At 69.4% G+C, this 22,259-nt stretch carries 18 protein-coding genes; 10 read left to right on the top strand and 8 right to left on the bottom strand.

Annotated elements, in window-relative coordinates:
- Positions 1-39 precede the first annotated feature (39 nt).
- The 4 genes from ABGB01_RS25520 to pgsA are packed head-to-tail and all read right to left on the bottom strand — an operon-like array spanning position 40 to position 3,234.
- Positions 40-582 (bottom strand): hypothetical protein, encoded by a 543-nt coding sequence (locus ABGB01_RS25520; RefSeq protein ID WP_347776067.1) that lies wholly within the window; start codon positions 580-582, stop codon positions 40-42.
- Complete coding sequence (locus tag ABGB01_RS25515; RefSeq protein WP_347776066.1) at positions 579-1,709, bottom strand: glycosyltransferase family 4 protein; 1,131 nt, start codon at positions 1,707-1,709, stop codon at positions 579-581. The genes ABGB01_RS25520 and ABGB01_RS25515 overlap by 4 nt, the downstream gene beginning before the upstream one ends.
- The gene (locus tag ABGB01_RS25510; RefSeq protein WP_347776065.1) at positions 1,706-2,614 is read right to left on the bottom strand and encodes a phosphatidylinositol mannoside acyltransferase; all 909 of its coding nucleotides are present in this window, start codon (positions 2,612-2,614) and stop codon (positions 1,706-1,708) included. Before ABGB01_RS25510 ends, ABGB01_RS25515 begins: the two co-directional genes overlap by 4 nt.
- Positions 2,611-3,234: a phosphatidylinositol phosphate synthase gene (gene pgsA, locus ABGB01_RS25505; RefSeq protein WP_347621208.1), complete on the bottom strand. Its 624-nt coding sequence runs from the start codon at positions 3,232-3,234 to the stop codon at positions 2,611-2,613. The genes ABGB01_RS25510 and pgsA overlap by 4 nt, the downstream gene beginning before the upstream one ends.
- 144 nt (positions 3,235-3,378) lie before the next feature.
- Between pgsA and ABGB01_RS25500 the strand changes: the two genes are divergently transcribed.
- From ABGB01_RS25500 to ABGB01_RS25490, 3 genes are all read left to right on the top strand, one after another.
- On the top strand, positions 3,379-5,517 hold the full coding sequence (locus ABGB01_RS25500) for an elongation factor G-like protein EF-G2 (protein WP_347776064.1): 2,139 nt from the start codon (positions 3,379-3,381) through the stop codon (positions 5,515-5,517).
- A gap of 132 nt (positions 5,518-5,649) precedes the next feature.
- Entirely contained in the window at positions 5,650-7,200 is a 1,551-nt protein-coding gene (locus tag ABGB01_RS25495; protein ID WP_347776063.1) for a family 10 glycosylhydrolase, read from the top strand.
- A gap of 287 nt (positions 7,201-7,487) precedes the next feature.
- Positions 7,488-9,560: a hypothetical protein gene (locus ABGB01_RS25490; protein ID WP_347776062.1), complete on the top strand. Its 2,073-nt coding sequence runs from the start codon at positions 7,488-7,490 to the stop codon at positions 9,558-9,560.
- A 19-nt stretch (positions 9,561-9,579) separates the two neighbouring features.
- On the opposite strand, the gene ABGB01_RS25485 is transcribed toward ABGB01_RS25490, so the two are convergent.
- Positions 9,580-10,110 carry an HIT domain-containing protein gene (locus tag ABGB01_RS25485; RefSeq protein ID WP_347776061.1) on the bottom strand — a complete coding sequence of 177 codons (531 nt, stop codon included), beginning with the start codon at positions 10,108-10,110 and terminating at the stop codon, positions 9,580-9,582.
- A gap of 120 nt (positions 10,111-10,230) precedes the next feature.
- Between ABGB01_RS25485 and ABGB01_RS25480 the strand changes: the two genes are divergently transcribed.
- Positions 10,231-10,953: a PIG-L deacetylase family protein gene (locus tag ABGB01_RS25480; RefSeq protein ID WP_347776060.1), complete on the top strand. Its 723-nt coding sequence runs from the start codon at positions 10,231-10,233 to the stop codon at positions 10,951-10,953.
- A gap of 265 nt (positions 10,954-11,218) precedes the next feature.
- Here ABGB01_RS25480 and thrS read toward each other — a convergent pair whose 3' ends face one another.
- The 3 genes from thrS to ABGB01_RS25465 all read right to left on the bottom strand — a co-directional run bounded on the left by thrS (position 11,219) and on the right by ABGB01_RS25465 (position 14,864).
- Positions 11,219-13,183 (bottom strand): threonine--tRNA ligase, encoded by a 1,965-nt coding sequence (gene thrS, locus ABGB01_RS25475; protein ID WP_347776059.1) that lies wholly within the window; start codon positions 13,181-13,183, stop codon positions 11,219-11,221.
- 139 nt (positions 13,184-13,322) lie between these two features.
- A complete protein-coding gene (locus tag ABGB01_RS25470) occupies positions 13,323-13,934 on the bottom strand; it encodes a GH25 family lysozyme (protein WP_347776058.1) in 612 nt (203 codons plus the stop codon).
- 30 nt (positions 13,935-13,964) lie between these two features.
- Positions 13,965-14,864, bottom strand: coding sequence for a TIGR03564 family F420-dependent LLM class oxidoreductase (locus ABGB01_RS25465; RefSeq protein ID WP_347776057.1), 900 nt, complete (start codon positions 14,862-14,864; stop codon positions 13,965-13,967).
- 97 nt (positions 14,865-14,961) lie between these two features.
- Between ABGB01_RS25465 and pgm the strand changes: the two genes are divergently transcribed.
- The 6 genes from pgm to ABGB01_RS25435 all read left to right on the top strand — a co-directional run bounded on the left by pgm (position 14,962) and on the right by ABGB01_RS25435 (position 22,077).
- Positions 14,962-16,590, top strand: a complete 1,629-nt coding sequence (gene pgm / locus ABGB01_RS25460; protein WP_347776056.1) for a phosphoglucomutase (alpha-D-glucose-1,6-bisphosphate-dependent) — start codon at positions 14,962-14,964, stop codon at positions 16,588-16,590.
- A 505-nt stretch (positions 16,591-17,095) separates the two neighbouring features.
- On the top strand, positions 17,096-18,235 hold the full coding sequence (locus tag ABGB01_RS25455) for a cytochrome P450 (protein ID WP_347776055.1): 1,140 nt from the start codon (positions 17,096-17,098) through the stop codon (positions 18,233-18,235).
- A 26-nt stretch (positions 18,236-18,261) separates the two neighbouring features.
- Positions 18,262-18,642 carry a hypothetical protein gene (locus tag ABGB01_RS25450; RefSeq protein ID WP_347776054.1) on the top strand — a complete coding sequence of 127 codons (381 nt, stop codon included), beginning with the start codon at positions 18,262-18,264 and terminating at the stop codon, positions 18,640-18,642.
- Between the two features lie 2 nt (positions 18,643-18,644).
- Positions 18,645-19,634 (top strand): MvdC/MvdD family ATP grasp protein, encoded by a 990-nt coding sequence (locus ABGB01_RS25445; protein WP_347776053.1) that lies wholly within the window; start codon positions 18,645-18,647, stop codon positions 19,632-19,634.
- A gap of 43 nt (positions 19,635-19,677) precedes the next feature.
- Complete coding sequence (locus ABGB01_RS25440) at positions 19,678-21,627, top strand: ABC transporter ATP-binding protein (protein WP_347776052.1); 1,950 nt, start codon at positions 19,678-19,680, stop codon at positions 21,625-21,627.
- A 51-nt stretch (positions 21,628-21,678) separates the two neighbouring features.
- On the top strand, positions 21,679-22,077 hold the full coding sequence (locus tag ABGB01_RS25435; RefSeq protein ID WP_347776051.1) for a PPOX class F420-dependent oxidoreductase: 399 nt from the start codon (positions 21,679-21,681) through the stop codon (positions 22,075-22,077).
- Positions 22,078-22,259: the final 182 nt, after the last annotated feature.

The following is a 22,259-nucleotide window of genomic DNA, read 5'->3' as shown; positions in this document are numbered from 1 at the left end:
TGAAAACGGGATGAAGCTTACTGGCTTCGCCAAATCAGGTCATTCAGTTGCCATAGCCGCTGGCGGATTGTCATCAATCTCGAAGAACCGGGGGTATTCGGTGTGGCCGGCCAGGCGGAGGGTCCTGGCGAGCCAGCGGCGCTGCGCCGTACGCGTGACCGCGACCGCGTTGTTGTAGAAGCGCCGGGAGTAGACCACCTTGGCCACGGCGGCGTCGAGCTCTTCGAGCAGGGCACGACCCCCGGGCGCCTCCGAGAGTTTCTCCCTGAACCGCTCCTGGTCCACGACCGCCCGCAGCGCCCGCGACAGGTCGCTCTCGGCGTGCTCGCGCTCGTCGGGGCCCGCGGTCCTCGCCTCATGGGCGGCGGCGGCCAGCACCAGGGACGTGGCGGGGTCGAGCAGGCGTGACCCGGCCAGCTCCAGCACCACGGCCCTGCGCCGCATCAGCGCGGCGTCCAGCGACTCCTGAGCCAGTTCCAGCCGGATGTGCAGGCGGTCGAGCCGGCCCGCACGCCAGGAGATGTAGACGGCCACGAGCACCACGACGATGCCCACGATCAACACGATCATGGTGGATGTCACAGGTCTTCCTCCACACGCCCCGCGCCGCTCGTGGTGACCGTCTCGTAGACGCGCACGACGTCGCGCGCGACCGTGGACCAGTCGTATTTCCTGACCGCGACCAGCGCCTCGGCGGCCAGCTTGGCCCGGCGTTCCGGAGCGTCGAGCAGCGCGCCCGCCTCGCGTGCCAGCGCGCCGGGGTCGCCGTTGGAGAACAGCGCGCCCGCCTGCCCGTCGCCGAGCACCCGGCGGAAGGCGGGGATGTCGCTGGCCAGCACCGTGGCCCCGGACGCCATGGCCTCGGCCAGCACGATGCCGAAGCTCTCGCCGCGCGTGTTGGGCGCGCAGAACACGTCGACCGAGTGGTAGGCGCGGATCTTGTCGGCCTCGCTCACCATGCCGAGCACGGTCACCCGGTCGTGGAAGCGCTTGGGCACCCGCTCGTAGACGTCCTTCTCGTCGCCTGGGCCCGCGATGAGCAGCTTCACGTCCGCCCGCTCGGCCGCCAGCTCCGAGAACGCGTCGAGCAGGATGGGCAGGCCCTTGCGCTCTTCGTCCATCCGGCCGAGGAAGCCGAGCGTGGCGCCGTCGGGCCCCCAGCCGTCGAGCGGCTCGGCCTCGGTGTAGCGGGAGACGGTCACGCCGTTGGGGATCAGCACGGTGTCGCCGCCGAACTGCTCCACCAGGCTCTTACGGGCCGCGTCGGAGACCGCGATGCGCCCGCTGAGCTTCTCCAGCGCGCTCTGCAGCACCGGCTCGGCCACCGCGATCGCCCGCGAGCGCACCCACGAGGCGTGGAACGTCGCCACGATCGGGCCCTTGGCGGCCCAGCAGGCCAGGATGCCCAGGCTCGGGATCAGCGGCTCGTGGATGTGCAGCACGTCGAACTCGCCCGTGCGCACCCATCGCCGCACCCGCGCGGCCGACAGGAAGCCGAACGACATCCTCGCCACCGACCCGTTGTACGGCACGGGGACGGCCCGGCCCGCGCCCGTCACGTAGGGGGGCAACTCCTCGTCGTCGGCCGCCGGCGCGATCACCGACACCTCGTGGCCCTGCGCCATGAGGGCCTGGGCCAGGTCGTCGATGTGCTGCTTGACCCCGCCCGGCATGTCCCACGAGTAGGGGCAGACGATGCCGACCTTCATGACCGCAGATCCTCCAGCCAGAGCTGCTGCAGCATGTGCCAGTCCTCCGGGTGCTCGGTGATCCCTTTCTCGAACACCTCGGCCATGCGCTGCGCCACAGCGGCGACCTTCTCCTGCCGGGTGCCGTCCTCCGGGACCGGGACCTCCTCATGGATGTGGATGCCCCAGTCGTCGCCCACGAAGTAGACGGTCGCGGGCAGCAGCGCGGCCCCGGTCTGCACGGCCAGCAGCGGCGGCCCCGCGGGCACCTTGGTGGTCGCGCCGAAGAAGCGCACCTCGACGCCGCTCTTGGTCAGGTCGCGCTCGGCGGGCAGGCACACGACCCCGCCCTTGCGCACCCTCGTGGCCAGGGTGCCGAAGTTGTGCCCGTCGCCTCCGGTGAGCGGCAGCACCTCCATGCCGAGCCCTTCGCGGAAGGCGACGTAGCGGCGGAACAGCGACTCCGGCCTGAGCCGCTCGGCCACGGTGGTGAACGGATGCCCCACGCCCACCAGCCACGCGCCCGCCTGGTCCCAGTTGCCCATGTGGGGCAGGGCCAGCACCACGCCCCGCCCGGCCGCCACGGTGTCGTGCACGTGCTCGGCGCCGATGACGTGGGTGCGGCGCACGATCTCCTCGGTGCGCATCGACGGCAGCCGGAAGATCTCGTGGAAGTAGCGGAAGTAGGAGCGCATGCCGGCCCTGGTGAGCTCGCTCAGCTCGCGGCTGCCCGCCTCGAGGCCGGTCACCCTGGCCAGGTTGGACTCCAGCCGGCGGACGGACTTGCCGCCCCTGCGCCAGACGCGGTCGGCCATGAAGCGGAAGACCGCCGCCGTCGGGCCCTGGGGCAGCAGCGGAACGAGCTTCCAACCGGCCGCGAAGCCCGCGGCCACGATGCGATCGCTGACGGACGCCTTCTCGCTCATGTCTCCCTCGTCTGATGGTAGACCGCCACCACCCGCTGCCCCACGGTGATCAGGCTGGCCACCGCGAGCAGCCACATGCCCGCCGGCAGGACGTACGGCACGCCGAGGCCCGAGAAGAAGGCCGCGACCAGCGCCACGACCAGCCGCTCAGGACGCTCGGCCAGCCCCACGTCGGCCGTGAGCCCGAGCCCTTCCGCCCTCGCCTTGGCGTAGGAGACCACGGCGCCCGCGACCAGGCACACCAACGTCACCGCGGCCATCAGCGTGTCGCCTCCGGCGACGAAATACAAGATCAGGCCGGCGAAGATGGCGGCGTCGGCGACCCGGTCGAGCGTCGAGTCGAGGAACGCCCCCCAGGTGCTGCCGCCCTTGCCGCCGAGCCTGGCCACCACGCCGTCGAGGAGGTCGAACAGCACGAAGACGGTGATGACGAGGGCGCCCACGGTCAGCAGCCCCAGGGGAAAGAAGAGCAGGGCGGACACGACGGTGCCGAGGGTGCCGATCGCCGTGACGGCGTCGGGGCCGATCCCGCGGCCGACGAGAGCCCTGCCCAGCGGGGTGAGTATCCGGGTCATGGCCGGGCGCAGGAGTTTGAGCATCGCCGTCCGATCGTAGGCCATCACGGACCTGACAACTTTCTTTGCCCTGCCCCCCTTGTGATATCCGCCACAGGGGTATTTGGTGAACACACCGCGTCCATGCGGTTTCTGTCACCTTCCGCGCGGGCGCGGCGTTGGGAAACATCCGACGACGCGGGAGGCGATGTGGCGGAAAGACACTCAGGCGGCGCCGCGGGAGCCGCGGGCAGGGCACCCGCGGCCGACCGGGCGGACGCGATACGCAATGTCGTGCTGGTCGGCCACTCGGGAGCGGGCAAGACGACCCTCGTCGAGCAGTTGCTGGCCGCCACGGGCACCATCCAGCGCCCGGGCCGCGTGGAGGACGGCAACACGGTCAGCGACTTCGACGAGGTCGAGGTCCGGCAGCAGCGCTCCGTCAACCTCGCGTCGGCACCGCTCATGTTCAACGGCATCAAGATCAACCTTCTCGACACGCCCGGTTACGCCGACTTCGTGGGGGATCTGCGCGCGGGGCTGCGCGCGGCCGACGCCGCGCTGTTCGTGGTGTCGGCCTCCGAGGGGATCGACGGCCTCACCCGGATCCTCTGGGAGGAGTGCTCCCAGGTCGGCATGCCGCGCGCGGTCGCGATCACCAAGATCGACCACCAGCGGGCCGATTTCGACGAGGTGCTCACCACCTGCCAGGACGTGTTCGGCGACGGCGTCGCGCCTCTCTACCTCCCGGTGATCACCAACGGCCACGTCAACGGCCTCATCGGGCTGCTGTCGCAGAAGTTCTTCAACTACGCCACCGGCACGCGCACGGAGAATGACCCTGGAGCCGAGTACGCGTCCCAGATCGAGGACCACCGCGGCGTCCTGATCGAGGGGATCATCCAGGAGAGCGAGGACGAGTCGCTCATGGAGCGCTACCTCGAAGGTGAGCCCATCGACACCAAGGTCCTCATCGACGACCTGGAGAAGGCGGTCGCGCGCGGCAGTTTCTACCCGGTGCTCTGCAGCGGGCTCGGCGTAGGTGCGACGGAGGTGCTCGAGCTCATCACGCAGGGCTTCCCGTCCCCCCTCGAACATCCCATGCCGGAGATCACCGATCTGTCCGGCAAACCGGTCAAGGACATCACCTGCGACCCGGACGGCCCGCTCGTGGCCGAGGTCGTCAAGACCACCAGCGACCCGTACGTGGGCCGCATCAGCCTCGTACGCGTCTTCTCCGGCACGCTGCGCCCCGACATGACCGTGCACGTGTCCGGGCACGGCCTGGCCGAGCGCGGCCACGAGGACCACGACGTCGACGAGCGCATCGGCACCCTGACCTGCCCGCTGGGCAAGCAGCAGCGCGGCGCGGCCAAGGGCCTGGCCGGCGACATCGTGGCCGTGGCCAAGCTGTCGCGCGCCGAGACCGGCGACACGCTCTCGGACGTCGAGCGGCCGCTGCTGATGACGGCCTGGCAGATGCCCGACCCGCTGCTCCCCGTGGCCATCAGGGCCAAGTCGAAGGCCGACGAGGACAAACTGTCACAGGCCCTCGGCAGGCTGGTGGCCGAGGACCCGACGCTGCGCCTGGAGAACAACGCCGAGACCAGGCAGCTCGTCCTGTGGTGCATGGGCGAGGCGCACACCGACGTGCTGCTCGACCGCCTGTCCAAACGGCACGGCGTCGAGGTCGAGCGGATGGACCTGCGGGTACCGCTGCGCGAGACGTTCGGCGGCAGGTGCCAGGCGATGGGCCGCAACGTCAAGCAGACCGGTGGGCACGGCCAGTACGCCATCTGCCACCTGGAGGTCGAGCCGCTGCCGTCAGGAGGCGGCTTCGAGTTCGTCGACAAGATCGTGGGCGGCGTGGTGCCGCGCCAGTTCATCCCATCGGTGGAGAAGGGCGTGCGGGCCCAGATGGAGCGGGGCGTCGTCGCCGGCTACCCGATGGTGGACGTCCGGGTCACCCTGTACGACGGCAAGGCCCACTCCGTCGACTCCTCCGACATGGCCTTCCAGATCGCGGGCCAGCTCGCGCTGAAGGAGGCCGCGTCCAAGGTGCCGACCCTGCTGCTGGAGCCGGTGGACGAGATCTCGGTGCTGGTGGCCGACGACTATGTGGGCTCGGTGATGTCCGACCTGTCGTCGCGGCGCGGGCGGGTGCTCGGCACCGAGCCCGTGGGCACGGGCCGCACTCTGGTGAAGGCGGAGGTGCCGGAGCTCGAGATAACGCGGTACGCCATCGACCTGAGATCCATGTCACACGGCACCGGCAGCTTCCAGCGTACGTTCCTGCGCTACGAGCCGCTGCCGTCCAACCTCGCGAGCAAGGTGGCGGCGACCGGCTGAGGAACCGGCGGGCCGGCCGGGAGGGATTCGTCCCTTCCGTCCGGCCCTACCCTTTAATCACAGAAGCATCACGAGTACATTTCTTTTTTTGGTCCCGAGCATGTCAGGGCAACTGCCACACTGGGTGGCACTATGCGAACTGGACGCCCACTCCTAGCCGCTGCCACGCTCGCCGTCGCCACCACGGCCGCCGCCTACGTCTTCGGCCCCGGAACCGGAGAGAGCCCCGCGGCGAGCCAGAAGAAGACGGCCATGGCCGCCCCCGCCGCGGCATGCAAGGCCGACGCCCGCTTTCCCAAGCGCGAGCTGCGCGGGGTGTGGATCGCCACGACCCAGAACATCGACTGGCCGTCCAAGACCGGGCTGAGCCCCGCCAAACAGCGGGCCGAATACGTGAGGATTCTGGACAGCGCCGCCCAGCGCCACCTCAACGCCGTCTTCGTCCAGGTCAGGCCCGCCTCCGACGCGCTCTACAAGTCGTCGCTCGAGCCGTGGTCGCAATATCTCACGGGCACGGCGGGCAAGGACCCCGGCTGGGACCCGCTGCCGTTCCTCATCGACGAGGCGCACAAACGCGGCATGGAGTTCCACGCCTGGTTCAACCCCTACCGCGCCTCCTACGGCGACAACACCGCCAAGCTGCCCGCCGGCCACCCCGCGCGCAAGCACCCGGGCTGGACCGTGAAATACGGCGGCCGCCTCTACTACAACCCCGGCCTGCCCGCCGTGCGCCACCACGTGACCAAGGTCATCACCGACGTGGTCAACCGCTACGACCTGGACGGCGTGCACTTCGACGACTACTTCTACCCCTACCCCGTGGCGGGCGCGACGTTCGACGACAGCGCGGCCTTCAAGAAGCACGGCAAGGGCAAGAAGCTCGCCGAATGGCGGCGCGACAACGTCAACACCCTGGTCGCCGAGGTCGACAAGGCCGTCCACGACGCGAAGAACCACGTGAAGTTCGGCATCAGCCCGTTCGGCATCTGGCGCAACACCTCCAACGACCCGAGCGGCTCCAAGACGTCGGGCATGTCGGCGTACGACTCGATCTACGCCGACGCGAGCGCCTGGATCAAGTCCGGCACGGTCGACTACGTGCTTCCGCAGCTCTACTGGCCCCGCGGGCACCGGCTGGCCGACTACAACACGCTCGCGCGCTGGTGGGCCCGCGAGGTCAAGGGCACCGACGTGCAGCTCTACATCGGTCACGGCCTCTACCGCGTCGGCGCCAACGACGACAAGGCCTGGAGGAAGCCGGGTGAGCTGGCCGCGCAGGTCGGCGTCAACCGCAAGCTCAAGCAGGTCGACGGGTCGGTCTACTTCAGCGCCAAGCAGTTGCTCAGCGACCCGCTGGGCTCGGTCGACCGCCTGGCCAAGTCCCGCTACGCCCGCCCGGCGCTGCCGCCTCTGATGAAGGAGCGCGGCGGCGAGGCTCCCGCGCCGCCCGCCGGCGCCCAGGCCTCCGACGGCACGCTGACGTGGACGCCCTCCGAGGGCGCCCGCGCGTACGCCGTCTACCGGGTGCCGAAGTCGGGCAAGGACTGCCACACCGCCGACGCCCGCGACCTCGTCGCCGTCGTCTCGCAACCGTCGTACGCGGCGAAGGAGGGCACCTACCTGGTCACCTCTCTCGACCGGCTCTACCACGAGAGCGAGGCCGTCAAGGTGAAGGCCGGCTGACGCCCGTTCCGGTACGCCTCACAGGAGGACCCGCCGCACGGCATCGCGGCGGGTCCTCATGCGTGACGTGGGAGTTCGCGCCCGAACGGGGGAAGGAGAGGGGGAGCATCACGCCCGGTGGAGGGAGGGCCGGGCGCGGGATGAGACAGGGGCCGCGCCGCCCGCGCCGGGCGGGCCGGGATCGCACCGAGCACACCCGCCGCGTGAGAGGGTAGTCGGGTCCGGTGGCGCCGGAACGTGAGCTGATCTCGCCGTGCCACGGAACATCGACCGCGGGAGGTTCTCGGGTGAGGCGCGCGCTAGTGGTGCTGGCCGTGCTGGCCGCTCAGGTGCTGGCGGGGCTGGGGCTGTTCACCGGGGCGGCGCGGGCCGACGACGGCGCCGGCCGGGTGGCCCTCATCGGCGTGTCAGGCCTGCACTGGAACGACCTCACCCAGGCCGACACCCCCAACCTGTGGGAGCTGGCCAGGGCGAGCGCGATCGGCTCCATGTCGATCCGCACGGTCGGCACCGTGACCTGCCCCTACGACGCGTGGCTGACCGTGTCGGCGGGCACCAGATCGGCCGTCGGCTACCGCTGCGGCGCGCCTCCCACGCCCGAGCCGCAGGGCGCGGGCGCCGTCATCCCCCACTACCGCTACCTCATCGACGTGGCCGGGCAGCGCAACGCGGGCGTCCTTGGCGAGTCGCTGAAGGCCGCCGGCCAGTGCTCGATCGCCATCGGCCCCGGCGCCGCCCTGGGGCTGGCCGACCGGCAGGGCGCGGTGCGCCACTACCACTCCTCACCGCTCCAGGTGAAGACCGCCGACCTGGAGAAGTGCCGGATGATCGCCATGGACGTGGACGACCTCGTCCTCCCCTACCTCACGAGCGGCCGGCTGCCCAGGGTGCCCGACCAGCTCAGCGCCTCCGAGCGCCGCGACGCGCTGCGCCTGGCCGACGCCAAGGCGGGCGCGCTGCTGTCGGTCCTGCCCGCGGACACCACGGTGGTGCTCGCGGGGCTGTCCGACCACGGCTCCGTGCCGCACCTGCGGGTGACCGCGCTGCGCGAGCCCGGAGCGGCGGGCCACCTGCTCGGCGCGACCTCAACGCGCCGCGAGGATCTCTCGATCACGCCTGACCTGACCGCCACCGTGCTGACCAAGCTGGGCGTGCCGGTGCCGGCCACGGTCGTGGGCGGTCCGCTGCAGGTCGGCGGTCAGGGTGCGACGGTCGACCGGCTGCGTGACGCCGACGCCGACGCGCAGGCCGTGCGCTCGGTGAAGGGCGTCTACTTCACCGTCATGGCGGTGCTGCAGGTGCTGTTCTACCTGATCGCGTTCCTTCTGCTGCGCCGCCGCAAGGGCCTCGTGCCCGTACGCGTCGCAGGCGCCGCCCTGGCCGCCGTGCCCGCCGCCAGCTTCCTGGTCAACCTGCTGCCGTGGTCGAGTGTGCCGCAGATGGTCGCCGGGGTGCTCGCATGGACGGCGGCCATCACCGCTCTGACGTTCGCGGGGCCGTGGCGGCGCGCGCCGCTCGGCCCGCTCGCCGTCGTGGCCGGCGCCACGGCCCTGACGCTCGTCGGCGACCTGCTGACCGGCACGACCCTGCAGGTCAACAGCGTCATGGGCTACAGCGCCGACGTCGGCGCCCGCTACTACGGGCTCGGCAACATCCCGTTCGCGCTGCTGGCGACGGGCACGCTGCTGACCGCCACGGTCATCGCGCACCGCTGGCCGGGCAGGGCGGGCGTGGTCGCGATCGTGCTGCTCGGCACGTTCGCGATGGTGCTCGGCGGGTCGGGCATGGGCAGCGACTTCGGCGGCGTGATCGCGTTCGTGCCCGGCATCGCGGTGACCACCCTCGTCCTGGCGGGCAAGCGCGTCTCGCTGGTGAAGCTGGGCGTGTTCTGCGTGGCGGGCGGGGTGATCGTGATGACGTTCGCCTGGCTCAACTACCTGCGGCCGCCGGATCAGCAGACCCATCTGGGCAGGTTCGTGGGCCAGGTGCTGACCGGGGAGGCGTTCGACGTCATCTTCCGCAAGCTGCAGGCGATGCTGGGCACCCTGCTCAGCCCCAACCTCATGCCGATCGTGCTCGCGGCCGTCGCCTTCCTCGTCTACGCGATCCTGCGGCCCGAGCAGGCCTCGGCCGGCGTGGTGCCGGCCGCGTTCGAGCACTCCCCCGCCCTGCGCGCCGGGCTGATCGGCACGCTCGTCAGCGGCGTGCTCGGCATGCTCGTCAACGACTCCGGTGCGGCCGTGTTGTCCATGGCGCTGGCGCTGGCCGTGCCGCTGCTGCTGGCCACCGGCATCGGCGTGCTACGCGCGTCCGCGTCCGCCGGAGGCGCTCTGGGAGAGCTGGCGAGCGCACGAAGGTGAGCCGTGGGCCCTGACCGGGTCAGTCCCAGGCGTCGGCGAGCAACTGCCGCGTGTCGCGCAACAACTGCGGGAGGACCTTGGTCTGGCCGACGACCGGCATGAAGTTCGTGTCGCCGCCCCACCTGGGCACCACGTGCTGGTGCAGGTGCGCGGCGATGCCGGCGCCGGCGACCTGGCCGAGGTTCATGCCGACGTTGAAGCCCTGGGCGCCGCTGGCCTTGCGCAGCGCCCCCAGCGACTTCTGGGTGAACTGCCCCAGCTCCACCAGCTCGGCGGGCTGCAGCTCCGCGTAGTCGGCCACGTGGCGGTAGGGCACCACCATCAGGTGCCCCGAGTTGTACGGATAGAGGTTGAGCACCGCGTAGACGGTGTCTCCCCTGGCGACGATCAGGCCTTCCTCGTCGCTCATCTTGGGGATCGCGTCGAACGGGCACCCGTCGCCGGGGCCGGTGCCCGTCGGTTTGTTCTCGCCCTTGATGTAGGCCATGCGATGCGGGGTCCACAGACGTTCGAAGTTGTCCGGCCCCCCTGCCCCTGCCTGAGCGTGCATACCTAGCAGCATAGGACCAGGACCAATCAGGGTGCTCCCCCGGTACGAGCCCGAGCGCCGCCCCCCGGGCGGGGGCCGAAGCCCGCGCGACCCGCCGGCAGGTTTGCCAGGATGTCACCCATGACCTCTCAGCTCGAACCCATGCCCGAAGACTGGCAGCGGGCCCTGGCGATCGTGGCCCATCCCGACGACCTGGAGTACGGCTGCGCGTCGGCCGTGGCGACCTGGACCGACGCGGGCCGCGAAGTCTCCTACGTGCTCGCCACGAAGGGAGAGGCGGGTATCGACACGCTCGAACCCGTCAAGTCCGCCGCCGTGCGCGAGCGTGAGCAGCGGGCCGGCGCGGCCGTCGTCGGCGTGACGAACGTGGAGTTCCTCGGCCACGCCGACGGGGTGATCGAATACGGCACCGCGCTCAGGAAGGATCTGGCCGCCGCCATCCGCAGGCACCGTCCGGAGCTCGTGGTCACGCTGAATCCGGACGACACCTGGAACGGCACATACTGGAACACGCCCGACCATCGTGCGGTGGGCCGGGCCGTGCTCGACGCGGCCGGAGACGCCGGAAATCGGTGGATTTTTCCTGATACGGAGGCGGAGCCGTGGGACGGCGTCCGCTGGGTCGCCGTGGCCGGATCCAATTCCCCCACCCACGCCGTGGACGTCACGTCCGGCCTGGAACGCGGCGTGCGCTCGCTCGTCGAGCACCGCGCCTACATCGAGGCCCTCACCACCGAAGACCCGCAGACCTACGCCCGCAACCTCATCGAGGGCTTCGCCACGGAGACGGCCGAACGCTTCGGCGGCCGCCCCGCCGTCTCCTTCCGCCTCTTCCCCCGCTGACCCCGCTCAGCCCCGCCGCCTCCGTGCCCCTGTCACCGCGGCGGCCACGCCGGCTCCGTGCCCTTGGTCCTCGCCACTGGCTCGGTGGGCGCACCGGCGCTCTGTCGCCGAGCCGGCCTCCTGGCTGCGCCGACCAGGTGACCGCGCCGGTCCGTGACATGGCCGGCAGGGCGCGGCCGGCCGAGCACGTGCCGGCAGGGCGCGGCCGGGAAGGGCGGTGAGGCGGCGCCCGGGTGTCGGGGGTCGCCTCACCGCGCGTGCGGGGTCAGACCTGGACCCGGCGCTCCACGGCGTTGACGATCTCGGCGATCGCCTCGTCGATGGGGACGCCGTTCTTCTGCTCGCCGCTGCGGTAGCGGAACGACACCGCGCCGCCCGAGATGTCGTCGTCGCCGGCCAGCAGCATGAAGGGCACCTTGGCCTTCTGCGCGTTGCGGATCTTCTTCTGCATGCGGTCGTCGGACGCGTCGACCTCGACCCTGATGCCGCGCTCCTTCAGCCGCTTGGCGACGTCCTGGAGGTAGGGCACGTGGGCGTCGGCGATCGGGATGCCGGCCACCTGGACCGGGGCCAGCCAGGGCGGGAACGCGCCGGCGTAGTGCTCGGTGAGGACGCCGAGGAAACGCTCGATCGAGCCGAACAGCGCCCGGTGGATCATGACGGGCGTCTGGCGGCTGCCGTCGGCGGCCTGGTATTCGAGCTCGAAGCGCTTGGGCTGGTTGAGGTCGAGCTGGATGGTGGACAGCTGCCAGGTGCGGCCGATCGCGTCCTTGGCCTGGACCGAGATCTTCGGGCCGTAGAAGGCCGCGCCGCCCGGGTCGTCGACCAGCTCGAGGCCCGACTCCACGGCCGTCTGGCGCAGCGCCTCGGTAGCTTCGTCCCAGTCGGCGGGGTCGCCGATGAACTTGTCGGAATCGTCGCGGGTGGACAGCTCCAGGTAGAACTCCGACAGGCCGAAGTCGCGCAGCACGCTGAGCACGAAGGTGAGCAGGCTCTTGATCTCGCCGACCATCTGCTCGCGGGTGCAGTAGATGTGGGAGTCGTCCTGCGTCATGCCGCGCACCCGGGTCAGGCCGTGGACCACGCCCGACTTCTCGTAGCGGTAGACCGAGCCGAACTCGCACAGCCGCAGCGGCAGCTCGCGGTAGGAGCGCCCGCGCGCCCGGAAGATCAGGTTGTGCATCGGGCAGTTCATCGGCTTGACGCGGTATTCGATGCCCTCCAGCTCGAAGGGCGGGAACATGTCCTCGGCATACCACGGCAGGTGACCGGAGGTCTCGAACAGCGTCGACTTGGTGATGTGCGGGGTGTTGACGAACTCGTAGCCCGCCTCGCCCTGCCGCCGGCGCATGTAGTCTTCCATCTCCTTGCGGATGATCCCGCCCTTGGGATGGAAGACCGGCAGGCCGCTGCCCAGCTCGGGCGGGAAGCTGAACAGGTCGAGCTCGGCGCCGAGCTTGCGGTGGTCGCGCTTCTCGGCCTCCTCCAGCAGCTTGAGGTAGTCGTCCTGCTTGTCGCGCGACTCCCACGCGGTGCCGTAGATGCGCTGGAGCTGCGGGTTCTTCTCGCTGCCCCGCCAGTAGGCGCCGCCGGAGCGCATGAGCTTGAACGCGGGGATCGAGCGGGTGGACGGCACGTGGGGGCCGCGGCACAGGTCTTTCCACGCCCGCTCGCCGGTCTTGGGGTCGAGGTTGTCGTAGATGGTGAGCTGCCCCGCGCCCACCTCGACCGACTCTTCGTCCTCGGCCCCGCCCTTGAGCCCGATCAGCTCCAGTTTGTACGGCTCGCCCGCGAGCTCCTCGCGCGCCTCGTCGTCGGAGACGGCCCGGCGGGAGAACAGCTGCCCCTGCTTGACGATCTCGCGCATGCGCTTCTCGATGCGCTTGAGGTCGTCGGGGTGGAACGCCTGCTCGACGTCGAAGTCGTAGTAGAAGCCGTTGTCGACGGGCGGGCCGATGCCCAGCTTGGCCTCGGGGAAGAGCTCCTGCACGGCCTGGGCCATGACGTGGGCGGTGGAGTGGCGGACGATCGCCCGGCCCTCCTCGCTGGAGACCTCGATCGGCTCGACCGCGTCACCCTGCTCCAGGGGGTGGGCCAGGTCGCGCGCCTCCCCGTTGACCCTGGCCGCGATGACCGTGCGGCCGTCGGCCTCGAGGGCCTGCCCGGCCGTCGTGCCGGCCGCGACCACACGCTCGGCTCCGGCGAGGGTGATGCGTAGCTCGGCTGACACGGTGACTCCTCAGGGATCGCGCCCGATGCCCGGCACCGAGGCTGCTTCGATGGTGTTCACCGATGCTATCGCGGGTGACAGGCGTCCCCGGCCACCGTGCCCGCGCCCCGGACGATCTTCCGGGCGGAGCGGCGGCGGGTCAGCGCCGGCGCGGGCGATACCCCAGCTTCGTCAGCTCCTTGCGGGTGCCGTGGAAGATGTTGCGGTCGATCGGGCTGTTGGAGTACTGGTGGATGGTCCAGTCGGCCCAGGGACGCGGCACGTCGGGCCGGCCGCGCGGCTTCGCCGGGCTCGCGATCCACAGCGGATATTCGGCCAGGCCCGCGCAGTGTCCTCCGTTGGCGAAGGCGTGGAAGGTGTAGATGAACGGCCGCACGCCGCTGTGCCGCTCGACGTGGTGGCACCAGCGGCGCGCGAAGCGGGCGACCCGCTCGGGGCGCGCACCGTCGTTGGTCTCCAGGTCGAGCGCGACCAGGTCGCCGCGGCGCAGCCCGCCCGCCTGCCCGATGGTGCGCAGGAAGTGCCGCGCCTGCTCGATGGGGTCGCCCTTGGGCCGGGCGAAGTGGTACGCGCCGCAGACGATCCAGCTCTCCCGCATGCCGTTCCAGTTGCGCGCGAACCACTTGTCGACGTAGTCACCACCCTCGGTGGCCTTGGCGAAGGCGAAGGACACGCCGGTTTCCGCGTGGTCGGCCCAGTCGACGGTGCCCTGCCAGTTCGACACATCTATGCCCAGGAGCAAGCGCTTCACCTTGTCGGAGTTTATTGAGATGTCTCCTGATCAGCCCTTCGCCGCGCCGATCAGCAGGCTCAGGGTACGTTCCCTGCCGGAGTACGCGGAGCCCACGAAATCGGTCACTCCGGCCTGCTTGAGCTCGGCGAGCCTGGCCAGCACCGTGTCCTCGTCGCCGACGATCGCCACCTCGCCCGGGGTGGCCGCGCCCTCCCTGTCGAGCATCGCACGGTAGGACGGGAGCCGCCCGTACGTCTCGAAGATCTCGTTGGCGCGCGCGACCGCGGCGGCGGGGTCGTCGGTCACGCAGACGGGCAGCGCGCACACGATCCTGGGCGGCTCGCGGCCCGCCTCGGCGGCGGCCGCCTTGATGGTGGGCGCGATGTGCTCGGCGATCGTCCTGGGGCCGGTCATCCAGAGCACGGTGCCGTCGGCCACGGTGCCGGCGAGCCTGAGCATCCGAGGGCCGAGCGCGGCGATCAGCACGGGGAATCCGGCGCCGGGGGTGCTGAGCCGGATGTCTGCCTTGAGCGTCTCGCCCTCGTACCTGACCTGCTCTCCCCTGCTCGCCGGGATGAGGATGTCGAGGTATTCCTTCATGTGGCGGCCTGGCCGGTCGAAGCTGTAGCCGTACATGTCCTCGATGACGACCTTGTGCGACAGGCCGATGCCGAGGGCGAGACGCCCGCCGAGCGCGGCGTTGACGGTCATGGCCTGCTGGGCGAGCGCGGCCGGGTGGCGCGGGTAGGTCGGCACGACGGCGGTGCCGAGTTCGATGCCGGGCACCTGGCAGCCGGCGGCGGCCAGGGCGGTGAGGGCGTCGAGGCCGAAGATGTTGGACAACCAGGCCGAGGTGAAGCCGTCCCGGGCCGCGCCGGCGATCTGGTCGCGCAGGTCGCCGATGGGGTCGTCCACGTTCCGCTCGGACAGGAAGAAGCCGTATCGCATAAGAACAGAACTCCGTTCTGGTGACTGACGCGAATCTATCTCCCCACCCCGGCGGGGGGCATCCGCCGTGCCGGACCAGATTTGTAAAGTGGCCAACATGACGCACGAACGCGCGGGAAAGCCCGCCCGACCAGCCGACCTCGTCGACGTCGCCCGGCTGGTGACGTCCTACTACGCGCTCCGCCCCGACCCCGACGAGGTGGAGCAGCGGGTGGCGTTCGGCACCTCGGGGCACCGGGGTTCGGCGTTCGACGCGGCGTTCAACGAAAACCACATCCTCGCCACGAGCCAGGCCATCTGCGAATATCGGCGCGCGCAGGGCACGGACGGGCCGTTGTTCCTCGGCATCGACACGCACGCGCTGTCGGAGCCCGCGCGGGTGTCGGCGCTGGAGGTGCTGGCGGCCAACGACGTCACGATCCTGATCGACACGCGCGACGGCTACACGCCGACCCCCGCCGTGTCACACGCCGTCCTTCGGCACAACCGGGGGCGCACGTCGGGGCTCGCCGACGGCGTGGTGATCACGCCGTCGCACAACCCGCCGGGCGACGGCGGCTTCAAGTACAACCCGCCGCACGGCGGCCCTGCGGACACCGACGCCACCAAGTGGATCCAGGACCGCGCCAACCGGCTGCTGGCCGCGGGGATGGAGGGCGTGGCGCGGATCCCCTACTCCAGGGCGCTGGGCATGGCGGAGCGTTACGACTTCCTCGGGACGTACGTCGACGACCTGCCGTCCGTGCTCGACCTCGACGCGATCAGGACGGCCGGGGTGCGGGTCGGGGCCGACCCGCTGGGCGGGGCGAGCGTGGCCTACTGGGAGGAGATCGCCGAGCGGCATCGCCTCGACCTGACGGTGGTCAACCCGCTGGTCGATCCGACGTGGCGGTTCATGACGCTCGACTGGGACGGCAAGATCCGGATGGACTGCTCGTCGCCGTACGCGATGGCGTCGCTGATCGCCAACCGCGAGAAGTACGACATCTCCACCGGCAACGACGCCGACGCGGACCGCCACGGCATCGTCACCTCCGACGGCCTCATGAACCCCAACCACTACCTCGCCGTCGCCATCTCCTACCTCTACACGCACCGCGACGGCTGGCCGGCCGACGCCGGGGTCGGCAAGACCATGGTCAGCAGCGGCGTCATCGACCGCGTCGCGCAGTCGCTGGGGCGGCGGCTCTACGAGGTCCCGGTGGGCTTCAAGTGGTTCGTGCCCGGGCTGCTCGACGGGTCGCTCGGGTTCGGCGGCGAGGAGAGCGCGGGGGCGTCGTTCCTGCGCCGCGACGGATCCGTCTGGTCCACCGACAAGGACGGCCTCATCCTGGCGCTGCTGGCCTCCGAGATCCTCGCCGTCACCGGCCGATCGCCGAGCGACCACTACAGGGAGCTGGTCGAGCGGTTCGGCGAGCCCGCGTACGCCCGCGTGGACGCTCCCGCGACGCGCGAGGAGAAGGCCGTGCTCGGGAAGCTCTCCGCCGAGCAGGTGACGGCCTCGTCGCTGGCGGGCGAGCCCATCACGGCGGTGCAGACGTCGGCGCCCGGCAACGGCGCGGCGCTCGGCGGGGTGAAGGTGGCGACCGAGAGCGCCTGGTTCGCGGCCCGCCCCTCCGGGACGGAGGACGTCTACAAGATCTACGCCGAGTCCTTCCGCGGGGCCGGCCATCTGGCCAAGGTCCAGGAGGAGGCCCGCTCCCTGGTCTCGTCGGCCCTCGGCTGAACAGTGGAGCGTAGTGCCCCAGGCGCCGTGACCCTGGGGCCGGAGCGGTGGCTGGCGCGTCACGATTTCATCGGCGCGCTGGGACGGCTGCCGTCAACGAACGCATCACACGTGCCCGGCGACTGACACCGTCTATACCGCCGGTCGGAGACGGCTCAGCGACTGCTGCAAAAGTTTACCGCCGAAATCAGCCCTCCGATTGACTACGGCCTCAGGCCACCGTGATTTCATCGTCACGAACGTAGCAGTTCGCGAGCAAGCCAACGCGAATGAACTGGGCCGGTCTGGTCCGACGGCCAGCGGCGACGAACCCGTTCAGTGCTAGCGATCTCGAGGAGCCGGGTTCACGTCGAGGCCTGGCTGCATGCCTGTCGCGCTTGCCTGCCTATCGCCCGCGGAGCCGTCCAGCCGAGCGAGGAGACGAGCTCACATGAGTCGACCGAGAAACTTCCCCTTTGAACCTGGCCCCTTCGGTGCTCCTCCGCCAGAGCACAGGAGGCGTCAAATGGACGACCCCTTGGGCCGCGTGATCTTCCCCACGACGGACGAGGTGGTACTGGCCGTCCGCTACGACGACGTCCGCGCCATGCTTGGCAGTCCCTCCTTCAGCGTCGAGGCCTTGCAACTCGGGCATGCGGACGCTCGATTGGCGCTCGCCCGTAGCGCACCTCTGCGCATGGTGGGTTCTTTGATGAATACGGATCCACCGGACCATACGCGCTTGCGGCGCATCGTCATCGGATTGTTCACGCCCGCCCGAATAGAAGAACTTCGTCCTCGCGCACTCCGACTCGCGAACGATCTCATCGACGATATGGCAGCGCCTCCGGCCGACTTCATCGAGGCATTCGCCGCACCATTTTCCGCCCACCTCCTTCTGGACATTCTCGGTACGCCGGACCACGGCCGCGAAGATGTCATCAGGCACTTCGGCAGCTTCATGTTCACCAGTTCACTCACTCTGGCCGAACGCATGAAGCAGGCCGGCGAGTTCAACAAACATGTGATCGCGTTGCTCATGAAGGCACGGTCGGCCAGATCCGTGCGAGGACTGGTCGGCACCCTGGCGAACGCGCGCGAGGAGGAAGGCAGACTCACCGAAGAGGAACTGCACGGCCTGATCTACGCGATCGTCACAGTGGGGCACGGGACCGCGGTCGCCATGATGGCCAGAGCGGCATGCACGCTCCTGCGCCACCCGGACCAGTTCAGCCTGCTCAGCGACCCCTCCCAGGTGCCGTCCGCCGTGGAAGAACTGCTCCGGCTGGATATTCCAGGTGAGGGCGGACAGCCTCGAGTCGCCACCGAGGACGTCGCGCTGCCTTCCGGCACCATCCCCAAGGGGGCGACGGTCGTCCCGTCCATCGCCTCCGCCAATCGCGACGAGAGTCGCTTTCTCGATCCGGACGCATTTGACATTCACCGCTCACCCAATCCACACATGGCCTTCGGTTACGGCCATCACCATTGTCTGGGCGCAAGTCTGGCCAGAATGCAATTGCAGGTCATGGTCCAGCAGTTCGCCGGACGCGTACCGACATTGCGCCTGGCCGTTCCCGCCGAGGAACTCGTCTACGCGAACAACGGGGCCACCAGAGGACTGACCTCGCTCCCTGTCACCTTCGACGCTCCCCGCCCACAATGAGCGGGACAACAGAGAGGAAATACACCATGTCAGCGACCACGACCATCGGCGACTTCTTCGACCGCGAGCTGATCAAGGAGAACTTCGGGGCGTCCCGCTCATTCCTCGATCTGGAGGAGGAGCTCAAGGACACCCGGGAGGCCGACGAGCTGAGATCCAGAGTGTCCGACGACTCGAAGCCCTTCGGCTACGCCTTCGAACTCGACGGAACCATCGACGTGGACATGATCACGCAGTTCCACTCGATGGAGGACGAGATCACGGGGCACAACTACGACCCCGAGGCCCAGGTCTGGTCGAGCTCGCACGACTCCACGCAGATCCGTTCCGCCTTGACGTTCTGCTTCAGGGGAACGTGTGGCTACTTCTGGGGATTCGACAACAACGTCGACGATGGGTGGCAGTAGTAATGCCAGACCCGATCGTGCTCGTCCTGACCCAAGAATTCGATGTCACCGCCGACAGCGTGGTCAAAATTCTCAGCGAGCGCGACGTGGCGGTTTTCCGCTACGACACCAGCTACTTCCCGCAGAATTCGACGTTGACCTACAAGTCCACCGACTCCGGCTGGCACTCGACACTAGTGGACACAACGCACGGTCATCGATCACTCCGCCTCGAAGAGGTCACCTCTGTCTGGTATCGCCGGCCGACGCCCTTCACCGCCGACCCTTCCTTGGGGAAGGCTCACCAGGAATTCGCGGTAAAAGAAAGCGCCCATGCCATGGGCGGCGTGTTCACCGCGCTTCCCGCACGATGGATGAATCTTCCGGCATTCGAGCTGCGGGCGCACTACAAGCCGCTGCAGCTGAAGATCGCGCGCGAGGTAGGGCTGCGAATCCCCAAGACACTCATCACCAACAACCCGGAAGAGGTCCCCCCTTTTCACCGCGAATGTGGCGGGGCCATCGTCTACAAGGCGCTCAACAGCGGTCTCCTCCATCAGCCCGGCGGCTGGCCACGAGGGCTGCTCACCACTGCCCTGCCCGACATTCCGCCGGACATCCTGCCCCGGGTGCGCTATTCTCCGTGCATTTTCCAGGAGCTGATCGACAAGGCGTACGAACTGCGGATCACCGTCATAGGCAAGAAGATCTTCGCCGTCCGGGTCGACAACAGGAACGACGATGGCGAGCCGCACGTCGACTCCCGGAACTTCCGAGGCACCAGCCGATACACGCAGGTCACGCTCCCCGACGAGATCGAAAAGCGGCTCAGACGGCTGATGGACACCTTCGAGCTCGTCTACGGTGCGATCGACGTCGCGGTCGATCGCACCGGCGAACACTACTTCCTGGAGGTGAACCCCGCCGGCCAGTTCGCCTGGCTCGACGATGAGACACCCGGCCTGAATCTGGCCTCGGCCATGGCCGACTACCTGTCCGGCGTGTCGGATTAGCACTGCGAGCGGCTTGTGCGGAGGAGAGAGGAAGGCAGCGAACGTGCCACATGAACCCTCGCAGGCTGCGGCCACGCCACAGGAAGAAGAAGTCGACGACGCGCAGGACCATGAAGCACCGGAGAGCGCCGGCGCGATCGAACTCGCACCCCACTCTCTGTGGTACCACGAGGAGGCCCTGCCCCGGACAAGGCTCCGCACGATCGTCAGGCGACTGCCCGCCCTCGTGAGGACGGCCCTCAAGCTGGCGTGGAAGGCCTCCCCCGCCGACATCGCCGCGACCATCGGGCTCAATGTGATCGTGGGCCTCCTCGGCGCGGTTGGGCTGCTCGCCACCACAGGTGTCCTTGACGCCCTTCTCACCGGCGGCCCCGCACCGGACAGGCTCCGCGCGGCCATGCCCGCATTGATCGGAGTGGCCGCTGCCCTGACCGCGCGTTCGCTCCTGCAATCGACTGCCGCGTGGACGCAGTCCAGGCTCAAGCCGAGAGTGGACCGGCTGGCAGAGCGCCGCCTGTTCGAACTCACCACGGCCGTCGCCCTCCGCGCGATGGACGACGCCGACTTCTACGACGCCATGCAACGAGCCCGCAGCCGCGGCGCACGGGGAGCTGCGCTGGTGGTGGACGCAGGCGTCGGGCTGATCACGTCAGCCGCGGGCATCGCCGCGGCAGCGGGCACGCTGGCCGTCCTTCACCCGGTTCTCCTCCCCCTGCTCCTGGTCAGCGTGCTGCCGGCCGGCTGGGCGACAGCCCACTCAGCTCGCATGCAGTACCAGGTCATCTACAAGCTGTCGACCAGCATGCGACGGCAATGGATCCTCTCGGATCTCATGGCCGACCGCCGTCCGGCCCCGGAGATCCGCGCCTTCGGCATGCGGGACTTCCTGCTCGAGCAGTACGACGACGTCGCCCGTCTGTCCGAGAACGCGCACGTCGATCTGGCCCGTCGCCAGGCACTCGCCCGGTTCGCGGGAGAGGCGACGAACGGCGTCGTGGCCGCGCTCGTCTATGCCGCCCTGGGTGTGCTCCTCATGGCAGGAGCCGTTCCACTGGCGATCGCAGGGGGAACGATCCTGGCCATCCGCATGGGCAGGTCGTCGCTGTCCGCGCTGGTCGGCGCGGCGAACGACGTCTACGACGAAGGCCTCTACTTCTCCGACTACCTGGATTTCTGCAAGGAAGCCGAACACCGTACGTCGCAACACCGCCTCGGCCTGCCGGCACCGGAATTCGCCGGTGTCGAACTGCACGAGGTTTCCTTCACCTACCCCGGTGCGGAGAGGGCCGCGCTGAGGGACATCTCGCTCAAGATCGGAAAGGGCGAGGTCATAGCCCTGGTCGGCGAGAACGGCTCGGGCAAGACCACGCTGGCGAAGATCATCGCTGGTCTGTACGAACCCGACTCCGGCACCGTCCTGTGGGATGGGGCCCCTCTGGCCTTGCTCGACCGCGATGCGGTACAGCAGAAGATCGCGATGATCCCTCAAGATCACACTCCATGGCCGCTCACCGCCCGGCAGAACATCACCGCCGGGGTGGACACCGACGACGATGCAGTCATCGGCGCAGCCGAACTCGCCGGAATCCACCGCACCATCGAGGAACTGCCTGAAGGGTACGACACCCTGCTCGATCCACGGTTCAAGACGGGCCACGAGCTCAGCGGGGGACAGTGGCAACGAGTGGCCGCAGCCCGCGGGTTCTGTCGCCGCGCCCCTCTCCTCCTCTGCGACGAGCCCACCTCCGCCCTCGACCCGCGAGCCGAGCACGCGTTCTTCGACTCCATCCGCCACTTCGCCGAGACCGATCCCGCGGCCCCGCAGGCCATTGTCCTGATCACGCACCGGCTCACCAGCGTCCTCATGGCGGACAGGATCTACGTCTTGGCCGGAGGACGCCTGGCCGAGAGCGGGACGCACCCGGAGCTCATGGATCTCGGCGGCCTCTACGCGTCGCTGTTCAAGCTCCAAGCCGAGGCGTACACACCGTGACGTGGACCGCCCTTCGCCCGCGCCGACACCGATGAAAGGTCTTCCTCGCTCATGCCTCGCACGGCTCTGCCCGAGCACCTCGTCTCAGCCCTCACCCGGCCGAACCCCTGCGTGATCAGCACGATCCGCCCGGACGGCGCGCCCGTCTCCGTGGCCACCTGGTATCTGTGGGAGAGCGGAAAGCTCCTGGTCAATATGGATGCCCAGCGCAAGCGGCTGGACTATCTGCGTGCCGACCCCCGGGTCTCACTGACAGTCCTCGATGCCGACAGCTGGTACCGACACATCAGTCTTCGAGGGCGCATGGTGTCCCTGACAGATGATCAAGGGCTGGAGGACATCGACCGTATCTCACGTCATTACATGGGCGTGCCCTACGGCGACCGCGAGCGACCGCGGGTGAGCGCCCGGGTCGAGATCGACGCCTGGCACGTCTGGAATCTGTCTTGACCCCAGTGGCGCGGTGAAGGAGCACGCCGATCTCCCGTCGGCCACGCTCCTGCGCCCCCGGGCCACGAGCGGGACCCCTGTGAAGGGGACCGTTGCAACGGTTGCCCCAACAGTGCATCGTGGCGTCACGAGGATCTCTTCGCCGGAGGCCAGGCCCATGACCCTTGCTCGGTCGCGGCACC

Origin of the sequence: Nonomuraea sp. B5E05 (genome assembly GCF_039880665.1) — a bacterium.
Lineage (GTDB): Bacteria > Actinomycetota > Actinomycetes > Streptosporangiales > Streptosporangiaceae > Nonomuraea.
This window is presented reverse-complemented; position numbering and strand designations above follow the sequence as displayed.

What these genes read in the sequence shown, in the direction of transcription:
- ABGB01_RS25515 (WP_347776066.1), bottom strand. Translation starts at nt 1,709, where the DNA reads ATGAAGGTCGGCATCGTCTGCCCCTACTCGTGGGACATGCCGGGCGGG.
- ABGB01_RS25510 (WP_347776065.1), bottom strand. Translation starts at nt 2,614, where the DNA reads ATGAGCGAGAAGGCGTCCGTCAGCGATCGCATCGTGGCCGCGGGCTTC.
- pgsA (WP_347621208.1), bottom strand. Translation starts at nt 3,234, where the DNA reads ATGGCCTACGATCGGACGGCGATGCTCAAACTCCTGCGCCCGGCCATG.
- ABGB01_RS25495 (WP_347776063.1), top strand. Translation starts at nt 5,650, where the DNA reads ATGCGAACTGGACGCCCACTCCTAGCCGCTGCCACGCTCGCCGTCGCC.
- ABGB01_RS25485 (WP_347776061.1), bottom strand. Translation starts at nt 10,110, where the DNA reads ATGCACGCTCAGGCAGGGGCAGGGGGGCCGGACAACTTCGAACGTCTG.
- ABGB01_RS25480 (WP_347776060.1), top strand. Translation starts at nt 10,231, where the DNA reads ATGACCTCTCAGCTCGAACCCATGCCCGAAGACTGGCAGCGGGCCCTG.
- ABGB01_RS25465 (WP_347776057.1), bottom strand. Translation starts at nt 14,864, where the DNA reads ATGCGATACGGCTTCTTCCTGTCCGAGCGGAACGTGGACGACCCCATC.
- pgm (WP_347776056.1), top strand. Translation starts at nt 14,962, where the DNA reads ATGACGCACGAACGCGCGGGAAAGCCCGCCCGACCAGCCGACCTCGTC.
- ABGB01_RS25455 (WP_347776055.1), top strand. Translation starts at nt 17,096, where the DNA reads ATGGACGACCCCTTGGGCCGCGTGATCTTCCCCACGACGGACGAGGTG.
- ABGB01_RS25450 (WP_347776054.1), top strand. Translation starts at nt 18,262, where the DNA reads ATGTCAGCGACCACGACCATCGGCGACTTCTTCGACCGCGAGCTGATC.
- ABGB01_RS25445 (WP_347776053.1), top strand. Translation starts at nt 18,645, where the DNA reads ATGCCAGACCCGATCGTGCTCGTCCTGACCCAAGAATTCGATGTCACC.
- ABGB01_RS25435 (WP_347776051.1), top strand. Translation starts at nt 21,679, where the DNA reads ATGCCTCGCACGGCTCTGCCCGAGCACCTCGTCTCAGCCCTCACCCGG.